At 62.9% G+C, this 17,590-nt stretch carries 15 protein-coding genes; 7 read left to right on the top strand and 8 right to left on the bottom strand.

The annotated features are described in order from the left end of the window. The first annotated feature begins 6 nt into the window (after positions 1–6). The 7 genes from ACSQ8R_RS29240 to ACSQ8R_RS29210 all read left to right on the top strand — a co-directional run bounded on the left by ACSQ8R_RS29240 (position 7) and on the right by ACSQ8R_RS29210 (position 7,808). On the top strand, positions 7–1,017 hold the full coding sequence (locus ACSQ8R_RS29240) for an ABC transporter ATP-binding protein (protein WP_436256832.1): 1,011 nt from the start codon (positions 7–9) through the stop codon (positions 1,015–1,017). Beyond that, positions 1,014–1,931: an ABC transporter ATP-binding protein gene (locus tag ACSQ8R_RS29235; RefSeq protein WP_436256831.1), complete on the top strand. Its 918-nt coding sequence runs from the start codon at positions 1,014–1,016 to the stop codon at positions 1,929–1,931. Before ACSQ8R_RS29240 ends, ACSQ8R_RS29235 begins: the two co-directional genes overlap by 4 nt. Before the next feature lie 4 nt (positions 1,932–1,935). After that, positions 1,936–4,212, top strand: coding sequence for a molybdopterin-dependent oxidoreductase (locus ACSQ8R_RS29230; protein WP_436256830.1), 2,277 nt, complete (start codon positions 1,936–1,938; stop codon positions 4,210–4,212). Continuing rightward, on the top strand, positions 4,205–4,699 hold the full coding sequence (locus ACSQ8R_RS29225) for a CMD domain-containing protein (RefSeq protein ID WP_436256829.1): 495 nt from the start codon (positions 4,205–4,207) through the stop codon (positions 4,697–4,699). The genes ACSQ8R_RS29230 and ACSQ8R_RS29225 overlap by 8 nt, the downstream gene beginning before the upstream one ends. Then, entirely contained in the window at positions 4,696–5,274 is a 579-nt protein-coding gene (locus ACSQ8R_RS29220; protein ID WP_436256828.1) for a peroxidase-related enzyme, read from the top strand. Before ACSQ8R_RS29225 ends, ACSQ8R_RS29220 begins: the two co-directional genes overlap by 4 nt. Before the next feature lie 98 nt (positions 5,275–5,372). Continuing rightward, a complete protein-coding gene (locus ACSQ8R_RS29215; protein ID WP_436256827.1) occupies positions 5,373–6,878 on the top strand; it encodes an ABC transporter substrate-binding protein in 1,506 nt (501 codons plus the stop codon). An 87-nt stretch (positions 6,879–6,965) separates the two neighbouring features. Continuing rightward, positions 6,966–7,808 carry an alpha/beta fold hydrolase gene (locus ACSQ8R_RS29210; protein WP_436256826.1) on the top strand — a complete coding sequence of 281 codons (843 nt, stop codon included), beginning with the start codon at positions 6,966–6,968 and terminating at the stop codon, positions 7,806–7,808. A gap of 137 nt (positions 7,809–7,945) precedes the next feature. Here ACSQ8R_RS29210 and ACSQ8R_RS29205 read toward each other — a convergent pair whose 3' ends face one another. From ACSQ8R_RS29205 to ACSQ8R_RS29170, 8 genes are all read right to left on the bottom strand, one after another. After that, positions 7,946–8,989 (bottom strand): sn-glycerol-3-phosphate import ATP-binding protein UgpC, encoded by a 1,044-nt coding sequence (locus tag ACSQ8R_RS29205; protein WP_436256825.1) that lies wholly within the window; start codon positions 8,987–8,989, stop codon positions 7,946–7,948. Then, on the bottom strand, positions 8,989–9,837 hold the full coding sequence (gene ugpE, locus ACSQ8R_RS29200; RefSeq protein WP_436256824.1) for a sn-glycerol-3-phosphate ABC transporter permease UgpE: 849 nt from the start codon (positions 9,835–9,837) through the stop codon (positions 8,989–8,991). The genes ACSQ8R_RS29205 and ugpE overlap by 1 nt, the downstream gene beginning before the upstream one ends. A gap of 9 nt (positions 9,838–9,846) precedes the next feature. Then, positions 9,847–10,728 (bottom strand): sn-glycerol-3-phosphate ABC transporter permease UgpA, encoded by an 882-nt coding sequence (gene ugpA / locus ACSQ8R_RS29195; RefSeq protein WP_113131193.1) that lies wholly within the window; start codon positions 10,726–10,728, stop codon positions 9,847–9,849. A gap of 66 nt (positions 10,729–10,794) precedes the next feature. Further along, the gene (ugpB, locus tag ACSQ8R_RS29190; RefSeq protein ID WP_436256823.1) at positions 10,795–12,099 is read right to left on the bottom strand and encodes a sn-glycerol-3-phosphate ABC transporter substrate-binding protein UgpB; all 1,305 of its coding nucleotides are present in this window, start codon (positions 12,097–12,099) and stop codon (positions 10,795–10,797) included. A gap of 104 nt (positions 12,100–12,203) precedes the next feature. Next, positions 12,204–13,025 (bottom strand): inositol monophosphatase family protein, encoded by an 822-nt coding sequence (locus ACSQ8R_RS29185; RefSeq protein WP_436256822.1) that lies wholly within the window; start codon positions 13,023–13,025, stop codon positions 12,204–12,206. A gap of 29 nt (positions 13,026–13,054) precedes the next feature. Then, the gene (locus ACSQ8R_RS29180; RefSeq protein WP_436256821.1) at positions 13,055–14,116 is read right to left on the bottom strand and encodes an ABC transporter ATP-binding protein; all 1,062 of its coding nucleotides are present in this window, start codon (positions 14,114–14,116) and stop codon (positions 13,055–13,057) included. After that, positions 14,113–16,344, bottom strand: a complete 2,232-nt coding sequence (locus tag ACSQ8R_RS29175; RefSeq protein WP_436256820.1) for an ABC transporter permease — start codon at positions 16,342–16,344, stop codon at positions 14,113–14,115. The genes ACSQ8R_RS29180 and ACSQ8R_RS29175 overlap by 4 nt, the downstream gene beginning before the upstream one ends. 82 nt (positions 16,345–16,426) lie before the next feature. After that, positions 16,427–17,455 carry an ABC transporter substrate-binding protein gene (locus tag ACSQ8R_RS29170; protein ID WP_436256819.1) on the bottom strand — a complete coding sequence of 343 codons (1,029 nt, stop codon included), beginning with the start codon at positions 17,453–17,455 and terminating at the stop codon, positions 16,427–16,429. Positions 17,456–17,590: the final 135 nt, after the last annotated feature.

Genomic DNA, 17,590 nt, shown 5'->3' with positions numbered 1-17,590 from the left:
CGTCCGATGGCACCCTTGCTCGAGGTCCGCAATCTTACCGTCGCGTTCGACACGCCCGATGGCACCGTGCATGCCGTCAACGAGGTGTCCTACAGCCTGGAAGAGGGCGAGACGCTCGGCATCGTCGGCGAATCCGGCTCGGGCAAGAGCGTACATGCCCTGTCGATGGTCGGGTTGATCGCGACGCCGCCCGGCCGTATCGTCCGGGGCGAAGTCCTGTTCAACGGCCGCGACCTGCTGGCGCTGTCGCAGCGCGAGCTGTTCGAAGTGCGCGGCAAGGAAATCGGCTTCGTCTTCCAGGATCCGATGACCTCGCTCAACCCGGTCCTGACCATCGAGCGGCAGATCGCCGAGCCGCTGCGGCGGCATTTCGGCATGTCGGCCGGCCAGGCGCGGGCGCGCGTCGTCGAACTTCTCGAGCTCGTCGGCATTCCCGACGCCGCCCGCCGTGCCGGACAATATCCGCACGAGTTCTCGGGGGGCATGCGCCAGCGCGTGATGATCGCGATCGGGATTTCGTGCAATCCGAAGCTGCTGATCGCCGATGAGGCCACCACGGCGCTCGACGTCACGGTCCAGGCGCAGATTCTCGATCTGGTGCGCGATCTCAAGAAGAAGATCGGCACCACCGTTATCTGGATCACCCATGACATGGGCGTCGTCGCCGGCCTCGCCGATACCGTCCAGGTCATGTATGGCGGCCGGATCATGGAGCGCGGTCCTGTCCGCGCGGTGTTCCACGATCCCCGCAACGCTTATACCTGGGGCCTCCTGAAATCGCTGCCGCATGGCGGCCGCCGCGGCGTGAACCGGCTTTACCAGATCCCCGGCAATCCGCCGGACCTGACGAAGAAGCCGGTCGGCGATCCCTTCGCGCCGCGCAATCCCTTTGCGACCGAGCGCTGCCGCATCGAGACGCCGCCGCTTGGCGACGTCGAGGGCAGCGTTCCCGGCCATCAGGTCGCCGCATGGTACGATCTTCGCGCCAAGCTGGCCGCGACGGAGGCGCAGCCATGAACGAGAGCAACATCAAGCCGCTCGTTTCGGTCCAGAACCTCTGCAAGACCTATGGCGGCGAAAAGCGCCTGCTCGGCGGTTCGGCGCCGGCTCTGAAGGCCGTCAACAATGTCAGCTTCGACATCGCCCCGGGCGAGACGCTCGGCCTTGTCGGAGAATCCGGTTCGGGCAAGAGCACGACCGGCCGCGTGCTGCTGCAGCTCGAGGCACCGACCAGCGGCGACATCCTCTACAAGGGCGAGAACATCACGGGCCTCAGCAAGACAATGTTGAAGCCTTACCGGCGCGACATGCAGGTCATCTTCCAGGATCCCTATGCCTCGCTCAATCCGCGCATGACAGTCGGCGAATTTGTCGGCGAGCCGCTGGAGGTCCATAAGCTGGCCGATTCGCGCCGCGAGCGCCAGGATCGCGTCGCCTCGCTGTTTGCCAAGGTCGGCCTCGATCCGTCCTTCATGAAGCGTTATCCGCATGAATTTTCGGGCGGCCAGCGCCAGCGCGTCAATATCGCCCGGGCTATCGCCCTCAATCCCGCCTTCATCGTCGCCGACGAGCCGATCACCGCGCTCGACGTGTCGATCCAGGCGCAGATCGTCAACCTGTTCCAGGATCTGCAGGATGAGCTCGGATTGACCTACCTGTTCATCGCCCATGACCTGTCGATGATCCGTTATCTCTGCCACCGGGTGGCGGTCATGCTGCGCGGGCGCATCGTCGAGATCGGTCCCTGCGATGCGATCTTTGAAAATCCGCAGCATCCCTATACGCGGGCGCTGCTTTCGGCGATCCCCGTTCCCGACCCGGATATCGAACGCAACCGCCGTCCGCTCGTCTTCGACGTCGGCGCCAACCTGCCGCCCGAGCAAGCCGTCCTGCGGCCCGTCGGCGACCGTCATTTCGTCCTGGAGGCTTGAGACAATGACGCATCTCTTCGCAACCCATTTCGGCACTTATGAAGTCGGCACGGATGCGAACGGGAAGCGCAAGCTCCTGCCGTTCCGTCACGACCCGGACCCGTCGGAAATGGGTCTCGGCTACCTGGATCTGGCCGATCATCCGCAGCGCGTCCGCTCTCCGATGGTCCGCAAGTCCTGGCTGGAGAAGGGGCCTCTTGCGGCCACCGGCGCGTCGCGCGGCCGCGAGGACTTCGTCGAGACAAGCTGGGACGAGGCCGCAAGCCTGATCGCCGGCGAGTTGCGGCGTGTCCGGGAGGCCCACGGCAACCAGGCGATCTTCGGCGGCTCCTATGGCTGGGCCAGCGCCGGCCGTTTCCATCATGCACAAAGCCAGCTCAAGCGCCTGCTCAATCTCGCCGGCGGCTTCACCTCTTCCGTCAACAGCTATTCCTATGGCGCCGCGGCCGTTCTTCTGCCGCATATCCTCGGGCCGGACCACAAGGACGCCTGCGATACCGCGCCGTCCTGGAACGACATTGCCGACGGCTGCCAGCTCGTCGTCGGGTTTGGCGGCTTCCGGCTGAGCAATGCGCAGGTCGAGTCCGGAGGGACCGGCAGCCACCGTGCCGTCGAATGGCTGCGGCACTGCCAGGACAAGGGCGTGCGCATCGTCGTGTTCAGCCCCGCTTCGAGCGATGCGCCCTCCGGCCCGAACGTCCGGCATATTCCGCTGCGCCCGAATACGGATGCCGCGGTCATGCTCGGCATGTGTCATACGCTGCTTGCCCAGGGCCTGTTCGACCGCGATTTCCTGAAACGCTGCACGACCGGTTATTGCGATTTCGAGAGCTATCTGGTCGGCGAGACGGACGGCATCGCCAAGGATGCCGAATGGGCTTCGGCCATATCCGGGGTGCCGGCGCAAACCATCGTCGAGATTGCCGAAGACCTGCATGACGCGCCGAGCCTGATCAACGTCGCCTGGTCGCTGCAACGGGCGCGGCGTGGCGAACAGCCGTTCTGGGCCGCGATCACGCTCGCCTCGATGGCGGGTCATGTCGGCAAGCGCGGCTGCGGCTTCGCCTTCGGGCTGACCGCCGTCAATGCCGTTGGCCAGCCGGTGCGGCGCCTGAAAGGGCCGGCATTCGAACAGGGTCCCAACCCCGTCCGCAGCTTCGTTCCGGTGGCGCGGATCACCGAGCTGCTGGAAAACCCGGGCGGGCGGATCGACTACGACGGCCAGGTTCTCGACCTGCCGGATATCCGGCTCGTCTGGTGGGCCGGCGGCAATCCCTTCCATCATCATCAGGATCTCAACCGGCTGGCCGAGGCTTTCCGGCGCCCCGAGACGGTGATCGTTACCGAGAACATGTGGACCGCCACCGCCAAGATGGCGGATATCGTCCTTCCCTCGGCATTTCCGTTTGAGCGCGACGATGTCGCGGCAGCATCGCGCGACAACTGGCTGGTCTACAGCCGTCGCGTGATGGATCCGCCGGCCGGCGTCCTGACCGATCACGAAGCCTATCGTCTGATCGCCGACAAACTCGGCTGCCGCCAGCAGTTCGACGAGGGGCTGAACATCGACGACTGGCTCGCCCGGATCTACGAGGGTTATCGGGAGCGTTATCCGGAATTGCCAGATTTCCAGGCGTTTCGCCTTCGGGGGTATGCGGCGCTCGACGAAGGCGAGCTTGCGCCGTCGCCCGCGAACCATTTTCGAGATTTCGTAAGAGACCCGGATGCGGCCCCGCTGAAAACAGCGAGCGGGAAGATCGAAATCGGGTCAAGTGTTGTCGGCGGCTTCGGCTATTCAGACATTGCCGGCCATCCCGTCTGGCTGGCGCCGGAAGAGTGGCTTGGCGCACCGCTTTCGGTCCAACATCCGTTCCACCTTATATCCCCGCAACCCGCCAACCGCCTGCATGGACAGCTCGAATACGGTCCGGCGAGCCAGGCGGCAAAGCGTGATGGCTACGAGCGGTTCACGCTGAGCGAAACCGACGCCAGGCGTCTTACCCTGAAACAGGACGATCTTTGCGAACTTTACAACGACCGCGGCAGCACGATCGCGGCGCTGACGATCGACTGCGGCTTGATGCCGGGCGTCGCCGTGCTTCCGACCGGCGGATGGTTCCGCCCCGACGCGCGGGGCGTCGACCACGGCGGCAACCCGAACACGCTGACGGCGATCACGCCCGCCTCGCATCTGTCGCAGGCGACCGCCCCCAATTCATGCCTGATCTCGATCCGTGCATGGCCCGGATCCGCAGGTGGAGCTTACCATGGGAATGAGTGACTTGGACCAGATCGACATCCTCTCCGGCCTGAAAGAGGGCTCCGAGCTTTATGCGATCCGCCGCGAGCGGCCGGAATTCGTGGAGGGCACGGAACTGTGCCGTGAAACGGTGTTGAGCCCAAGTCACGGCTTCGGCCTCAGCCATGCTCTGCGCGCCGCGCTTGCTTCGCGCATGGCCCGTTTCATCGGCCGCGAGGATCTCGCTGCAGTCTACGATCTCATGCTGGACGATGCCGGCAGCGACCCGGACCTCGCCGTCATCGCTTCCGGCGCCGAGGCGGCGGCCGATGTCTTTACCGGCGCCATCATCCGTCATGCCGATCTCGTCACCAAAACGCCGCGCGACAACAGCAAGGCGGATATCGAGCGCCTTGAAAGGGCGGGCCTCACGAACCCGCAGATCATCGCGCTGTCGGAGCTGATCGCCTTCGTCAACTACGAAGCCCGGGTCCTTGCCGGCCTCAGCCTGCTGGAGCAAGCCGAATGAGCACGTCGCGTTTCAAGGTCAAGGCGCTTTCGTGGTCGCCCTATATCGAGCCGGTCGAAGTCGCCACGGCGACCGAAGAGCAACTGGCGGCGATGCAGGTAACTCCGTCCAACACCAAGGTTTCCTCCTATGTGCGCACGCTGGCGCACGATCCGGAATCCTATGTGGCCCGCACGAAACTGTTCAACGCCATCATGTATGCCAAGGGCGGTCTCGACCGGGCCGAGCGGGAACTCGGTGCGCTGGTCGCCTCTGCCGTCAATCGCTGCGTCTACTGCGCCTCGGTCCATGCCCGCCGCTATGTCGAACTGTCGGCGCGCGAAGATGTCGTCGAGGAGATTTATGTGCGCGGCCTCGAAGGGCCGTTCGATGCCAGGACCCAGGCGATCGTCGATTTCTGTAAGGCGCTGTCCGAGACGCCGTCGCATGCCACCAGGGAGCAGGTACAGGCCCTTCGCGACCATGGCATGTCGAAGGCCGAGATCGTCGATCTCATCCACTCCGCCGCCATTTTCGGTTGGGCGAACCGGCTGATGCACACGCTCGGTCATTCGGTCCCGGTCGAAGCCAAATGAACGGAATGGAGGAAACAGCATGACCGCCGGCTCCGTCTCTTGAGAACGCAGCGTAAGCCAATGAAAAATCGAGAGAAATCAATCAGAAGGGAATGGACATGACCAGAAAATCGATCTCCGCGGCCATCGCCGCACTTTCGCTCGGCGCCACGATCTCCACATCGGCGCTCGCCCAGGACAAGACGCTGACCATCGCGATCACCAACACGATCAACACGTTCGATCCGCATATGACGGCATCGGTCGGCACCGACCTCAGCCTGCTCAGCCACATCTATCCGTCGTTGGTCCTGCGCGGTCCCGACCTGAAGATCGCTCCGGCGCTCGCGACCGAATGGACGAGCGTCGACGATCTGACCTGGCGCATCAAGCTGCGTTCGGACGCCACGTTCAACGATGGCGAGAAGATCGATGCCGAAGTGGTCAAATGGAACTTCGACCGCGTGCGCGACCCGGCCGTCAATGCGCGCATCAAGGCCTGGTTCACGCTGATCTCCGACGTCAAGGTCATCAGCCCGACCGAGATCGAGATCAAGACGAGTTCGCCTTATCCGGCGATGATCGGCCAGCTGTCGATGTTTTTCCTGCTGCCGCCGAAATGGGCCGCCGAGCACAAGCCGGCAACCGAAACCGCGTCGGGCGGCGCCTATGTCATCTCCTCCGTCAAGCCCGGCGAGAGCATCACCCTCGATGCCAATCCGCAATATTGGGGTCCGAAGCCGGACTTCGGTAAGGTCGTCGTCCGCATCATTCCGGATGCCGCCAGCCGTGTCGCGGCGCTGCTCGCGGGCGAGGTCGATTTCATCAACTCGATCCCGACCACCGAAATCACCCGGATCAAGACGAGCGGCAGCGCCCAGGCCGGCGCGGTGCCCAGCACCCGCACCGCGTTCATCAAGTTCAACACGCTGAAGCCGCCGCTCGACAACAAGTTGCTTCGCCAGGCGCTGAACTACGCCGTCGACAAGGAAGGCATCGTCAAGGCGATCTTCAACGATCAGGCGGAGATCGCCAAATGCCAGGTGACATCGAAGAGCTATTTCGGCTTCAACGCCGATCTGAAGCCCTATGCCTATGATCCGGACAAGGCGGCCGAGCTTTTGAAGAAGGCGGGCGGCGCGCCGCCCGAGCCGATCGAAATCGAGGTGCCGACCGGGATCTACCTCAACGGCGAGGAAGTCGTCCAGGCGGTCGCCAGCCAGCTGGAAGAGATCGGCGTCAAGACCAGGATCGTCGAGATGCAGTTCAGCGCCTACATGGACAAGTATCTGAAGACCAAGGATCTCGGCCGCATGAGCCTGCTCAGCCAGGCCTGGCCGACGATCGATGCCGACGGTCTCCTGACCCTGTTCGCGCCTGGCAACATATACGCCTATTGGGACAATCCCGATTTCGGCAAAGCCCTGGCGGACGGCCGCTCGACCATGGATGTGGCCAAGCGCCAGGCCGCCTACAAAAAAGCGACCGAGGTGATGTGCGACGAAGCGCCGGCGCTCTTCCTCTATACCCAGCCCGCTACCTACGGCCTGTCCAAGCGTATCACCTGGACTGCTCGAGGCGACGATTGGGTCCGCGCTTTCGACATGAAGCCCGCGGCCAACTGAGCGGCAATACGCCAAATATCGCCATCCCGCTTCACTCGAAGCGGGATGGTCTTCCATTGGCCCATGATATCAGCAGGACAGGATCCAATGCCGACAGTGACACTCAACGACGCCACCTTCGTCTACGACGATATCGGTAATCCCGATGCGGAGCCGATCATCGCGCTGCATGGCGGGCGTGGCATCGGCGACCGCCATGGAGAGTTCAACGCCTACAAGGTCCTGTCGGACAGATATCGTGTCATTGCCTATGACCAGCGCGGTTGCGGCGAGACGAGCCTGACGCCTCCTTACACGTTCGAGCAGCTGGCCGATGACGTGGAAGCCTTTCGCGTCAACCTGTGCGGCGGTCGCAAAATCATCCTCGAGGGTGGCTCGTTCGGCGGCATGATCGCGCTCACCTATGCCGTGAAATACGGCCAGAACCTGTCGCGGCTGATCCTGCGCGGCACCGCCGCAAGCTATCACCACGAAGACGATGCGATGGTGGTGTTCAAGCAGCGCATTCACAAGGCAACCAGCGCCTCGCTCGACATGCTCGACAAGATGTTCTCCGACAGGGTCAAGGACGATACCGAGCTGCGCCTGATCTGGCTGGCGCTGCAGCCGCTCTATTACGAAAAATTCGACCCGGATGCCGCGCTGGAGCGCACCCGCACCATGCATCTGCATGCCGAGACCCATAACGCGCTGTTCAGGGAACGGCTCTACGACCTGCGCGACAAGCTTAAAGACATCCCGGTTCCGACGCTGGTCGTCTGCGGTGCGGAAGACTGGATCTGCCCGCCGAACCATTCGCGCCTGATCGCCAAAAGCATCCCAAAGGGCGAACTTCTCGAAGTGCCGAACGCGAACCACGCGGTCCATGTCGAAGCACATGAGGTCGTGATCGCCGCGATCCGCGAATTTCTGGCGCGAACCGCGAACTGAGGCCCACCAGGGTGCGATTTGCGGCCCGTCTGTATCTGGGTCCTTCCGCCATGCGGATGGCGCCGGGTGGTCTACGTCGATATGGTGTGCGTCACGGCCGGCGACCTTGCAACCGAACCACGCCTGGGCGACATCCGTCAGACCCTGTTTCCGGCCGTATCGAACAGATGGAAGCGGGCTGCGTCCGCCGTTAGCGCCATGGTCTCGCCGATCTGGATGCCGGAGCGGCCCGCGACGCGGAAAACGACAGGACTGCCGTCGGCGGTCACGGCATGGACATAGCTTTCGGCGCCGACCAGTTCGACCGCCGCCACCTGAACTTCAGCCCTGACGGCCCCGGGAACATGGCCGTTGGCGATGACGATATCCTCCGGGCGGATGCCGATCGTGGCGGCACTGCTCGGCAGCCGCGCGTCGGGCGACATCTGCCAGCCGGTGCCGTTGCCGAGTTTCATGAGATTCATGGACGGCGAGCCGATGAAGGTCGCGACAAAAGTGGTCGCAGGCTTTTCATAAAGCTCGATCGGCGTGCCGACCTGCTCGATCCGGCCGGCATTCAGCACGACCAGCCGGTCGGCCAGCGTCATCGCCTCCATCTGGTCATGGGTGACATAGATCGAGGTCGTGGCGAGCGAACGCTGCAGGCGGCGGATCTCGACCCGCATCTGGACGCGCAGCTTGGCATCGAGGTTGGACAGCGGCTCGTCGAACAGGAAGGCGGCCGGCTTGCGGACGATGGCGCGGCCCATGGCGACGCGCTGGCGCTGGCCGCCGGAAAGCTGGCGCGGCTTGCGTTCGAGGAAGGGCTCGATCTCCAGCGCACGGGCAGCCTCGGTGATGCGGCGGTCGATTTCGTCCTTCGGTGTGTTGCGGTTCTTGAGGCCGTAGGCGAGGTTCTGGCGCACGGTCATATGCGGGTAAAGCGCATAGTTCTGGAAGACCATGGCGATGTCCCGCTCTGCGGGTTCCAGTTCGTTGACGCGCTTGTCGGCAATTGTCACCTCGCCCGAGGAGATGCCTTCGAGACCCGCTACCATGCGCAGAAGGGTGGACTTGCCGCAGCCCGACGGGCCGACCAGCACGATCATCTCGCCATCTTCGATATCGAGCGACACGCCCTTGATCGCCTCGATGTTGCCGCCATAGACCTTGCGGACATCCTTGAGTTCAATCCTTGCCATTACTTCTCGGTCTCCACCAAACCTTTGACGAACCAGCGCTGCATCAGCACCACGACGATGACGGGGGGAATGATCGCCAGGATCGCGGTGACCATGACGTAGTTCCAGGGGGTTGAGGCATCCGCAAAATCCACCATGCGACGCAGGCCGATGATGATCGTGTTCATCTTGGCATCATTGGTGACCAGCAGCGGCCACAGGTATTGCGTCCAGCCGTAGATGAACAGGATGACGAAGAGGGCCGCGATATTGGTCGTCGACAGCGGCAGCAGGATGTCCCGCATGAAGCGGAACGGCCCGGCATTGTCGATACGGGCGGCCTCGACCATCTCGCCCGGGATCGTCAGGAAGAACTGCCGGAAGAGAAAGGTCGCCGTCGCCGACGCCATCAGCGGCAGCGTCAGTCCCGCATAGGTATCGATCAAGCCGAGATCGACGATGACCTTGTAGGTTGGCAGGATGCGGACCTCGACCGGTAGCATCAGGGTGATGAAGATCATCCAGAAGAAGCCCATCCGAAACGGAAAACGGAAGAAGACGATCGCGAAAGCCGACAGGAAGGAGATGACGATCTTGCCGACGGCAATCGCGATCGCCACCACGAAGCTGTTGAACAGCAGCCTTTCGAGGCTGACGCCCACGACGCGCTCGACGCCACCGGAGATCGACTCGTTGTAGTTCTCCATCATGTGCCCGCCGGGCAGCAGCGAAAGCGGCGGACGGATGATGGCGGTCGAGGTCGCTGTCGAGGCGATGAACGTATAGTAGATCGGGAATGCGACGATGACGATGCCGAGGATCAGCATCAGATGCGCCATGAGGGTGGCAAGCGGGCGGTTTTCGATCATCGAATGTCCTCAGCCATAATGCACGCGCCGCTCGACGAAGCGGAACTGGAAAGCGGTAAGGGCGATGACGATGACCATCAGCACGACCGACTGGGCGGCGGACGAGCCGAGGTTCAGGTTCACGAAGCCATCGTTGTAAACCTTGTAGACCAGCGTTTCCGTCGCCTTGGCAGGCCCGCCGCCGGTCACCGAATGGATGATGCCGAACGTGTCGAAGAACGCGTAGACTGTGTTGACGACGAGCAGGAAGAAGGTCGTCGGCGCCAGAAGCGGGAAGACGATCGTCCAGAAACGGCGGCTGCCGCGGGCGCCGTCGATTGCAGCCGCCTCCAGCAGCGATTTCGGGATCGCCTGCAGGCCGGCGACGAAGAACAGGAAATTGTAGCTGATCTGCTTCCAGGCGGCGGCGACCACCACCAGCGTCATGGCCTGGCTACCGTCGAGCAGCGGATCCCAGGCGATACCGTTGCGCCGCAGGATATAGGCGAGGGTGCCCATTGCCGGGTTGAACATGAAAAGCCACAACATGCCGGCGACGGCCGGCGCCACCGCATAGGGAATGATCATCAGGGTTCGGTAGAAACCCTTGCCGCGCACCACGAGGTCCGCCGCCGTTGCCAGCAGCAGAGCGAGGCCCATGGACAGCAGGGCGGTCGCGACGCTGAAGACGATCGTCACCTGCAGCGCATGCAGATAGTTCTCGTCCGACAGGATCAGCCTGAAATTGGCAAGCCCGACGAAATTGCTCTGCAGGCCGAACGGGTCTTCCCGCATGGCCGACTGATAGAGCGCCTGGCTTGCAGGCCAGAAGAAAAAAATAATCGTCAGGATGATCTGCGGCGCGACCAGGAAATAGGGCAGGATCTTGTTCGGAAAGACGACGCTTTGCACGGGGCGGGCTCCGTTGGAAACGAATGAGGCCGTCCGCGTCGAGGAGACGCGGACGGCCTTTGATACTTATTTGCCGATTGCCTGCTGGATGGCGGCATTGCCGCGTTCGACGGCCTTGTTGAGAGCCGTCTTGGCGTCCTGCTTGCCGGCCAGCATCGACTCGAACTCCTCGTTCATGATGTCGCGCACCTGCGGCAGGTTGACGAGGCGAACGCCCTTGGAGTTCTCGGTCGGCGCCTTGCCCATCATCTGAAGGAGCGGCGTCTCGCGGCCGGGGTTCTTGTCGTAGAAGCCGGACTTCTTGGTTTCCTCATAGGCGACCATCGTTACCGGCATGTAGCCGGAAACCTGATGCAGGCGGGCCTGGATCTTGGTCTGCGACAGGAAGTTGAAGAACTCCGCGGTACCCTTGTATTCCGCATCGCTCTTGCCGCCGAAGACCCAGAGGCTGGCGCCGCCGGGAATGGTGTTCTGCGGCCGGCCGGCACCTTCGTAGTAGGGAAGCTGGCCGATGCCGTAGTTCATGCCGGTCTTGATGATGTCGCCGAGGCCGCCGGAAGATTCCGTCATGATGCCGCATTCGGCCGAAGTGAAGAGCTGCTTGGCTTCCGACGTGCGGCCGCCATAGCGGAACGTGCCGTCCTTGGCGAGGTCGGCGATCGTCTGGAAGTGCTTGACGAAGAAGTCGGAGTTGAAGGCGAGCTTCACATCCACGCCGGCCAGGCCGTTTTCGTTGCTGCCGTAGGAGACGTTGTTCCAGGCGGCGAGATTTTCGGTCTGGATCCAGGTGAGCCAGGTCGAGGTCATGCCGCAGGGGGCAGCACCGCTGGTCTTGATCTTCTTGGCGGCCTCGAACACTTCAGGCCAGGTTTTCGGCGGCTTGGCTGCATCGAGGCCGGCCTTCTGGAAGATGTCCTTGTTGTAATAGAGGATCGGCGACGAGGAGTTGTAGGGGAAGGACAGCATGGTGCCGTCCGGCTTCGAATAATAGGCGACGATGCCGGGCAGGTATTGCGACTTGTCGAACTTGTAGCCGCCCTTGGTCAGCACGTCGGCGACCGGAACGATGGCGCCCTGTGCGCCCATCATCACGCCGCTGCCTGCGTCGAACACCTGGATGATCGCCGGCGGCTGCTTGGCGCGGAAGGCGGCGATGCCGGCATTCAGTGTTTCCGGGTAGCTGCCCTTGAAGACCGGGACGATCTTGTAGTCCTTCTGGCCCTCGTTGAATTCCTTGGCAAGCTGCTCGACGACCTCGTTATTGGCGCCGGTCATGGCATGCCACCATTGGATTTCGGTGACGGCCATGGCGCTCGACGCCATCAGCAGCGATGTGGTTGCGGCAATTGCCGATGTAAGAACGATCTTCATGGATTTTTTCCTCCCTTTCTCATGAACCGAAGATTGGGTCCCGCAGGACCAATTTCTGTGCGCGCCCCCGATCCCGAGGTTCGGACAGCGCGCGAATGAAGCGGCTACGCCGCCGCCGAATCTCCTTCGCCGACACCGGCGATGCGTTTGAGGTCGCTGACGGCCCCCGGGCCTGCCGCGAGCACCGGGGCGCCCTTGGTGAGCCTCCCGCCTTCCGTGGGGAAGGGCAGGAACCAGCCGCCGGCTTCCTCGACGATGCAATAGCCGCCGAGGCAGTCCCAGGCGTGCATGTAGGGCTCGTAGTAGCCGACCAGCCGGCCGGCGGCGACATAGGCGAGCATCAGCGCGCCCGATCCGAGCCGGACGAAATTGCCGCCGCCTTCCAGGAGGTCGCTGACGATCTTGGCGACCGCGGCCGGCGTGACATGGTGGTTGGCGCCGATGCCGGTCAGCCCGTTTCGGATCGTCTTGCGGCCATCGAGCGAAAGCCGCTTGCCGTTCAGCGTTGCGCCCTGTCCGGCCGCCGCCGAATAGATCTCGTCATGGCAGGGCACATGTATGACGCCGACGACCGGCTTCTTGTCATGCAGAACGGCGATCGAGACGCACCAGTTCGGCATGCCGCTGACAAAGGGGCTGGTGCCGTCGATCGGGTCGACGACCCAGGTATAACCGGAACTGCCTTCGGCAAGCCCGTATTCCTCGCCGAGGAACCCGTCCTCCGCGAATGTTTCGGACACCCGATCGCGGATGAGGTTCTCGACCTCCCGGTCGGCAATCGAAACGACATCCTGCGGATCGCCTTTGGTCTCGATGATCAATGTCTCCCGCCGGCTGAAATAGTCGAACGCGACCTTTCCGGCTTCCCGCGCGACCTTTTCGGCAAGTGCGTGGCGATCCCTGATTTGCTGCTCGTTGTTGTTCATGAAGAAACGTGTCCCTGTCTGCGGATCTTTCATTCCGCGATGATGGCGATGCCCCGGCTCTTGAGGCCGATGGCGACCTGCGTGCCGGGGGGAAGAGGGCGGTCGACCGACGGGTCTACGATGAACAAGGTCCCGCCGCTCGTTTCCGCCTCGTATTCGATATGATCGCCGAGATAGGCCGTGTGCCTGATCCGCCCGAAAAAGGCGGCGCTTTCAGCCGGTTCGACGGTGATGGCACTTGGCCTGACAGCGAGCTTGCCGCGGCCGGGTCTCGCACCGCGCGCGGGCACGACATGTTTCAGGCCCTCGATGCTGACGGTCGCTTGGGTGCCCGAGATGTCGATGATCTCGCAGGGCACGACGTTCGCCTCGCCAATGAAGTCGGCGATGAAGGACGAGGCCGGCGCCTCGTAAAGGTCACGCGGGCTGCCCTCCTGGGCGATGTCGCCATCCTTCATGACGACGATTTTGTCGGAGACCGCTAGCGCCTCGTCCTGGTCGTGGGTGACGTAGACGGCGGTGAACTGCAGCCGCTGCTGGAGCTCGCGGATTTCGGTGCGGACGCGGCGGCGTAGCCGGGCGTCGAGATTGGACAGCGGCTCGTCGAGCAAAAGGACCTGGGGTTCGAGGACCAGCGCGCGGGCCACCGCGACGCGCTGCTGCTGACCGCCGGAAAGTTCGGCCGGAAGACGGCGTCCCATGCCCGCGAGGCCGACGAGCTCGAGGCCATGCTCGGCCTTCTGACGCGCTTCCTTCTTGCTCAGCCCGGACGACTCCAGCCCGTAGGCGACGTTGTCGAGCGAATTCATGTGCGGAAAAAGCGCGTAGGACTGGAAGACCATCGAGACATCCCGCTCGTTGGCCGGCAGCATGGTGACGTCCTTGCCCCCGATCAGGATACGGCCGGAGCTCGGATGTTCGAGGCCGGCGAGCATGCGCAGCGTCGTTGTCTTGCCGCAGCCGGAGGGGCCGAGCAAGGTCACCAGCGTGCCGGGCTCGACAGTCAGCGACAGGTCGTGAATGGCCGTGAAGGCGCCGAAAGTCTTGCGGACGTTCTGGAAGACGACGGATCCGGCAGAGGCAAGGCTCATGCGATTTTCTCCTGCTGCAGGGAAGTCGGAATGCGGGCGCGCGAGGCCGAGATGCGGTTTTCACGCCGTAGCCGCCGTTCACCGACAATCAGTTGGAAGCCAGCGATGACGGCGATCATCACCACGATCAGCATCGAGGAATAGGCGATCGCCACGCCGTATTCGCCATTCTCGACCAGGCCGACGATATAGGAGGTCGCCATGTTGTATTGCGCGCTGACCAGGAAGACGACGGCGCTGATCGAGGTGATGGCGCGCACGAAGGAATAGACCAGCGCCGCGGTGATCGCCGGCCTCAGGAGTGGGAGTATGACCTTGCGGATGGTGCGGAAGCTGGTCGCTCCAAGCGTCATCGAGGCCTCGTCGAGGCTCTTGTCGAGCTGGCTCATGGCGGCAATACCGCCGCGCACGCCGACCGGCATGTTGCGGAAGACGAAGCAGGCCACGAGGATCAGCGCCGTGCCGGTCATTTCGAGCGGCGGCAGGTTGAAGGCCATGATGTAGCTGATGCCGATGACTGTGCCAGGAATGGCGAAACTCATCATCAGCGCGAATTCGAAAAGTTCGCGGCCGGCGAATTTCTGCCGCACGATCACATAGGCGGTCGCAAGTCCGACGGCCGCGGTCAGCGGCGCCGAGATCAGCGCGATCTCCATGGTCGTCCAGAACGAGTTCCAGGCGACGCCCGTCCAGACGAGCGAACCGTCGCGGATGGTGACGGAAAAAGCCTTGGCGTAGTGGGCAAGCGTCAGCGTGTTGTCGAGGCCCCAGGTCTTCACGAAACCGCCGAAGATGATCATGCCATAGACGACGAGCGTGAAGATCATCCAGGGGATGACGACCGCATGGACGGCGATCGACAGCGGGAAGGGCAGCGCGATATGGGCGCCGCTGTCGCCCTTGCCGGTGACGGTCGCGAAATTCTTGCCCGAAAGCCAGAGGCGCTGGGCGAGGAAGGCAGACAGGGTGAAGCAGAGCAGGATCATGGCAAGCACCGCCGCGCGCGACGGATCGTTCTGCGAGCCGACGACGGCAAAGAAGATTTCCGTCGAAAGCACGCCGTGACTGCCGCCGAGCACCAGCGGGTTGCCGAAATCCGCCATGCTTTCGATAAACCCGATCAGGAAGGCGTTGGCGAGCCCGGGCTTCATCAGCGGCAGCGAGACACGCCAGAAAGTGCGCCAGCGGTTCGCGCGCAACGTCTGCGAAGCCTCTTCCATCGAGGGGCTCACGCCTTCGACGACACCGATCAGCACCAGGAAGGAAATCGGCGTGAAGGAGAGGACCTGGGCGATCCAGATGCCGGTCAGGCCGTAGAGCCAGCGGCTCGGCTCTATGCCGAAGACTGACGAAAGGCCCTCGGTGACGACACCCGCGCGGCCGAACAGAAGCGTGAGCGCCAGGCCGATGACGAAGGGTGGCGTGATGATCGGCAGCACGGTCAGGAGCCGCAGGCCCTTCTTGAAGGGAAAGTGCGTGCGGGTTGCGACGAGCGCGAAGGCGAGACCGAGCAGGGTCGAACCCGCGGCCGTCATGATCGCCAGCAAAAGCGTGCGCCAGGCGAGCCCGCAGCGGGCACCGCCGATGAGACAATCGAGGCTCCAGATCGAGGTATCGACGATGTTGCGGCTGAATCCGTCGAAATTCACCGAACCGTCGAAATCCTGGAAGGCACCGATGAACATGCTACCGATCGGATAAAAGACGAAGACCGCGACCAGGAAGATCAGCACGGAGATGGTCGAGACGACAAACGCGTCGCCGCGCATCACGCCCCTTTCGGCAAGGCCGAAGGAGAATAGCAGGACGAAGACCACGGACATGAGGACGGCCCCGGCACCCATCGATGGCTGGCCGCCGGCAAGCGCGCCGAAGAGTGTCTCGCTGATCGTCCAGCTCCAGCCGGTACTGCCGATTGCAAGCCCCTGGAGCGCAAGAAAGACGACACCGAAGCCGCCAGCCCAGGCGAGAAGCGCGCCGCGACGCATGGGATCGGCGACGAACCTTGCTGCGACCGCGCCGACAAGGGCCAGCAAGGCGACCAGCAACCAGACGCGGCCATGCATGAAAATCTGCAGCATTCCGGGAGCGGCCGAAGCCGCCCCCGGAAAGTCCCCCAGCCAGGAGAATGACAGGAAACCCTTCTCGATCCGGTACCACGGCAACAAGACCATGGCCGCCGCTCCGACGGCAAGGACAAGGTCAAGTCTGCGGTTGCGATTGTCCATGGCCGGCCGGGGACCTCATCGAGAGCATGAAAAGTTCAGCCGCGCTGCAGGCCGAGCCGCAGCGCGACGACGACGATCGGAATCAGTTGGCGTTCGCGCCGATCTCCTTGTCCCAGCGCTCCAGCAGCTTCTTGCGGGTGCCCGGGTCTCCATATTTGGTGAAGTCGTAGTCGATCAGCTTGATATCGGCGAACTTCGGGGATTCCTTCGGTACTTCAGCCTTGGCGTTCGACGGAAGCTGGAAGGACTTCGCTTCCTTCATGTGCGACTGGACGTCGGCCCTCAACGCCCAGTCATACCATTTCTTGGCGTTTTCCAGGTTGCGGGCGCCTTTGACGATCGACATCGAGCCGATTTCGTAGCCGGTGCCCTCGCAAGGCGCGATCGATTTGACCGGGAAACCCTCGACCGTCTGGGCCACGGCATCGTGCATGAAGACGATGCCGATCGCCGTCTCGCCGCGAGCGGCGGCCTTGACCGGCGCCGAACCGGACTTGGTATATTGCGAAATGTTGGCGTTGAGCTTCTTCAGATAGTCATAGGCCTTGTCTTCGCCCATGATCTGAACGAGCGTCGCCAGCGCCGTATAGGCGGTGCCCGACGAATTCGGGTTGGCCATCTGGATCTCGCCCTTGAACGAGGCATCCAGAAGGTCGGCCCAGCATTTGGGCTCCTTGTAGTTCTTCTGCTTGAAGAGTTCGGTATTGTAACCCCAGCCGAGCGCGCCGGCATAGACACCGACGGTGCGGAAGCCGGAGCTTTCCGCTTGCTTCTTCGCCCAGTCGTTCAGCTCGCCGAGAAGCGGCGACTTGTATTCCTGGGTCAGTCCTTCGGACGCGGCCTGCAGATGCGGGTCGCCGGTGCCGGCCCACCAGATATCCGTTTTCGGATTGCGCGCTTCGGCGCGAATCTTGGCATAGGTTTCGCCGGACGACAGACGAACCATGTTCACCTGGATGCCGGTATCCTTCTGGAACATCTGCTGCATCATCTCGCAGATGACCACGTCTGCAGAGCAGATCAGATTGAGTTCTTCCGCGGCACGAGATGCCGATACATTCATAGTCAAGCCGGCCGCAAGAGCAGCGGCGGCCGTGAGAGCCAGACGCATGATTATCCTCCCAGATTATGGTGACGCCTCCACATCACCCGCCTTTGCAAGCGTGTGCAATGGTTTCACGTAGTCGTGGATCTTGTCAATAACAAATCGCTAAAGAATTCGAGGGGCGTGCTGGACTGCCTGTCA

Source organism: Neorhizobium sp. LjRoot104 (assembly GCF_964253725.1).
Taxonomy (GTDB): domain Bacteria; phylum Pseudomonadota; class Alphaproteobacteria; order Rhizobiales; family Rhizobiaceae; genus Neorhizobium.
This window is presented reverse-complemented; position numbering and strand designations above follow the sequence as displayed.

Coding starts and splice junctions, on each gene's coding strand:
- ACSQ8R_RS29240 (WP_436256832.1), top strand. CDS start 7: ATGGCACCCTTGCTCGAGGTCCGCAATCTTACCGTCGCGTTCGACACG.
- ACSQ8R_RS29230 (WP_436256830.1), top strand. CDS start 1,936: ATGACGCATCTCTTCGCAACCCATTTCGGCACTTATGAAGTCGGCACG.
- ACSQ8R_RS29205 (WP_436256825.1), bottom strand. CDS start 8,989: ATGGCAAGGATTGAACTCAAGGATGTCCGCAAGGTCTATGGCGGCAAC.
- ugpB (WP_436256823.1), bottom strand. CDS start 12,099: ATGAAGATCGTTCTTACATCGGCAATTGCCGCAACCACATCGCTGCTG.
- ugpE (WP_436256824.1), bottom strand. CDS start 9,837: ATGATCGAAAACCGCCCGCTTGCCACCCTCATGGCGCATCTGATGCTG.
- ACSQ8R_RS29235 (WP_436256831.1), top strand. CDS start 1,014: ATGAACGAGAGCAACATCAAGCCGCTCGTTTCGGTCCAGAACCTCTGC.
- ACSQ8R_RS29225 (WP_436256829.1), top strand. CDS start 4,205: ATGAGTGACTTGGACCAGATCGACATCCTCTCCGGCCTGAAAGAGGGC.
- ACSQ8R_RS29210 (WP_436256826.1), top strand. CDS start 6,966: ATGCCGACAGTGACACTCAACGACGCCACCTTCGTCTACGACGATATC.
- ACSQ8R_RS29215 (WP_436256827.1), top strand. CDS start 5,373: ATGACCAGAAAATCGATCTCCGCGGCCATCGCCGCACTTTCGCTCGGC.
- ACSQ8R_RS29170 (WP_436256819.1), bottom strand. CDS start 17,455: ATGCGTCTGGCTCTCACGGCCGCCGCTGCTCTTGCGGCCGGCTTGACT.
- ACSQ8R_RS29180 (WP_436256821.1), bottom strand. CDS start 14,116: ATGAGCCTTGCCTCTGCCGGATCCGTCGTCTTCCAGAACGTCCGCAAG.
- ACSQ8R_RS29175 (WP_436256820.1), bottom strand. CDS start 16,344: ATGGACAATCGCAACCGCAGACTTGACCTTGTCCTTGCCGTCGGAGCG.
- ACSQ8R_RS29185 (WP_436256822.1), bottom strand. CDS start 13,025: ATGAACAACAACGAGCAGCAAATCAGGGATCGCCACGCACTTGCCGAA.
- ACSQ8R_RS29220 (WP_436256828.1), top strand. CDS start 4,696: ATGAGCACGTCGCGTTTCAAGGTCAAGGCGCTTTCGTGGTCGCCCTAT.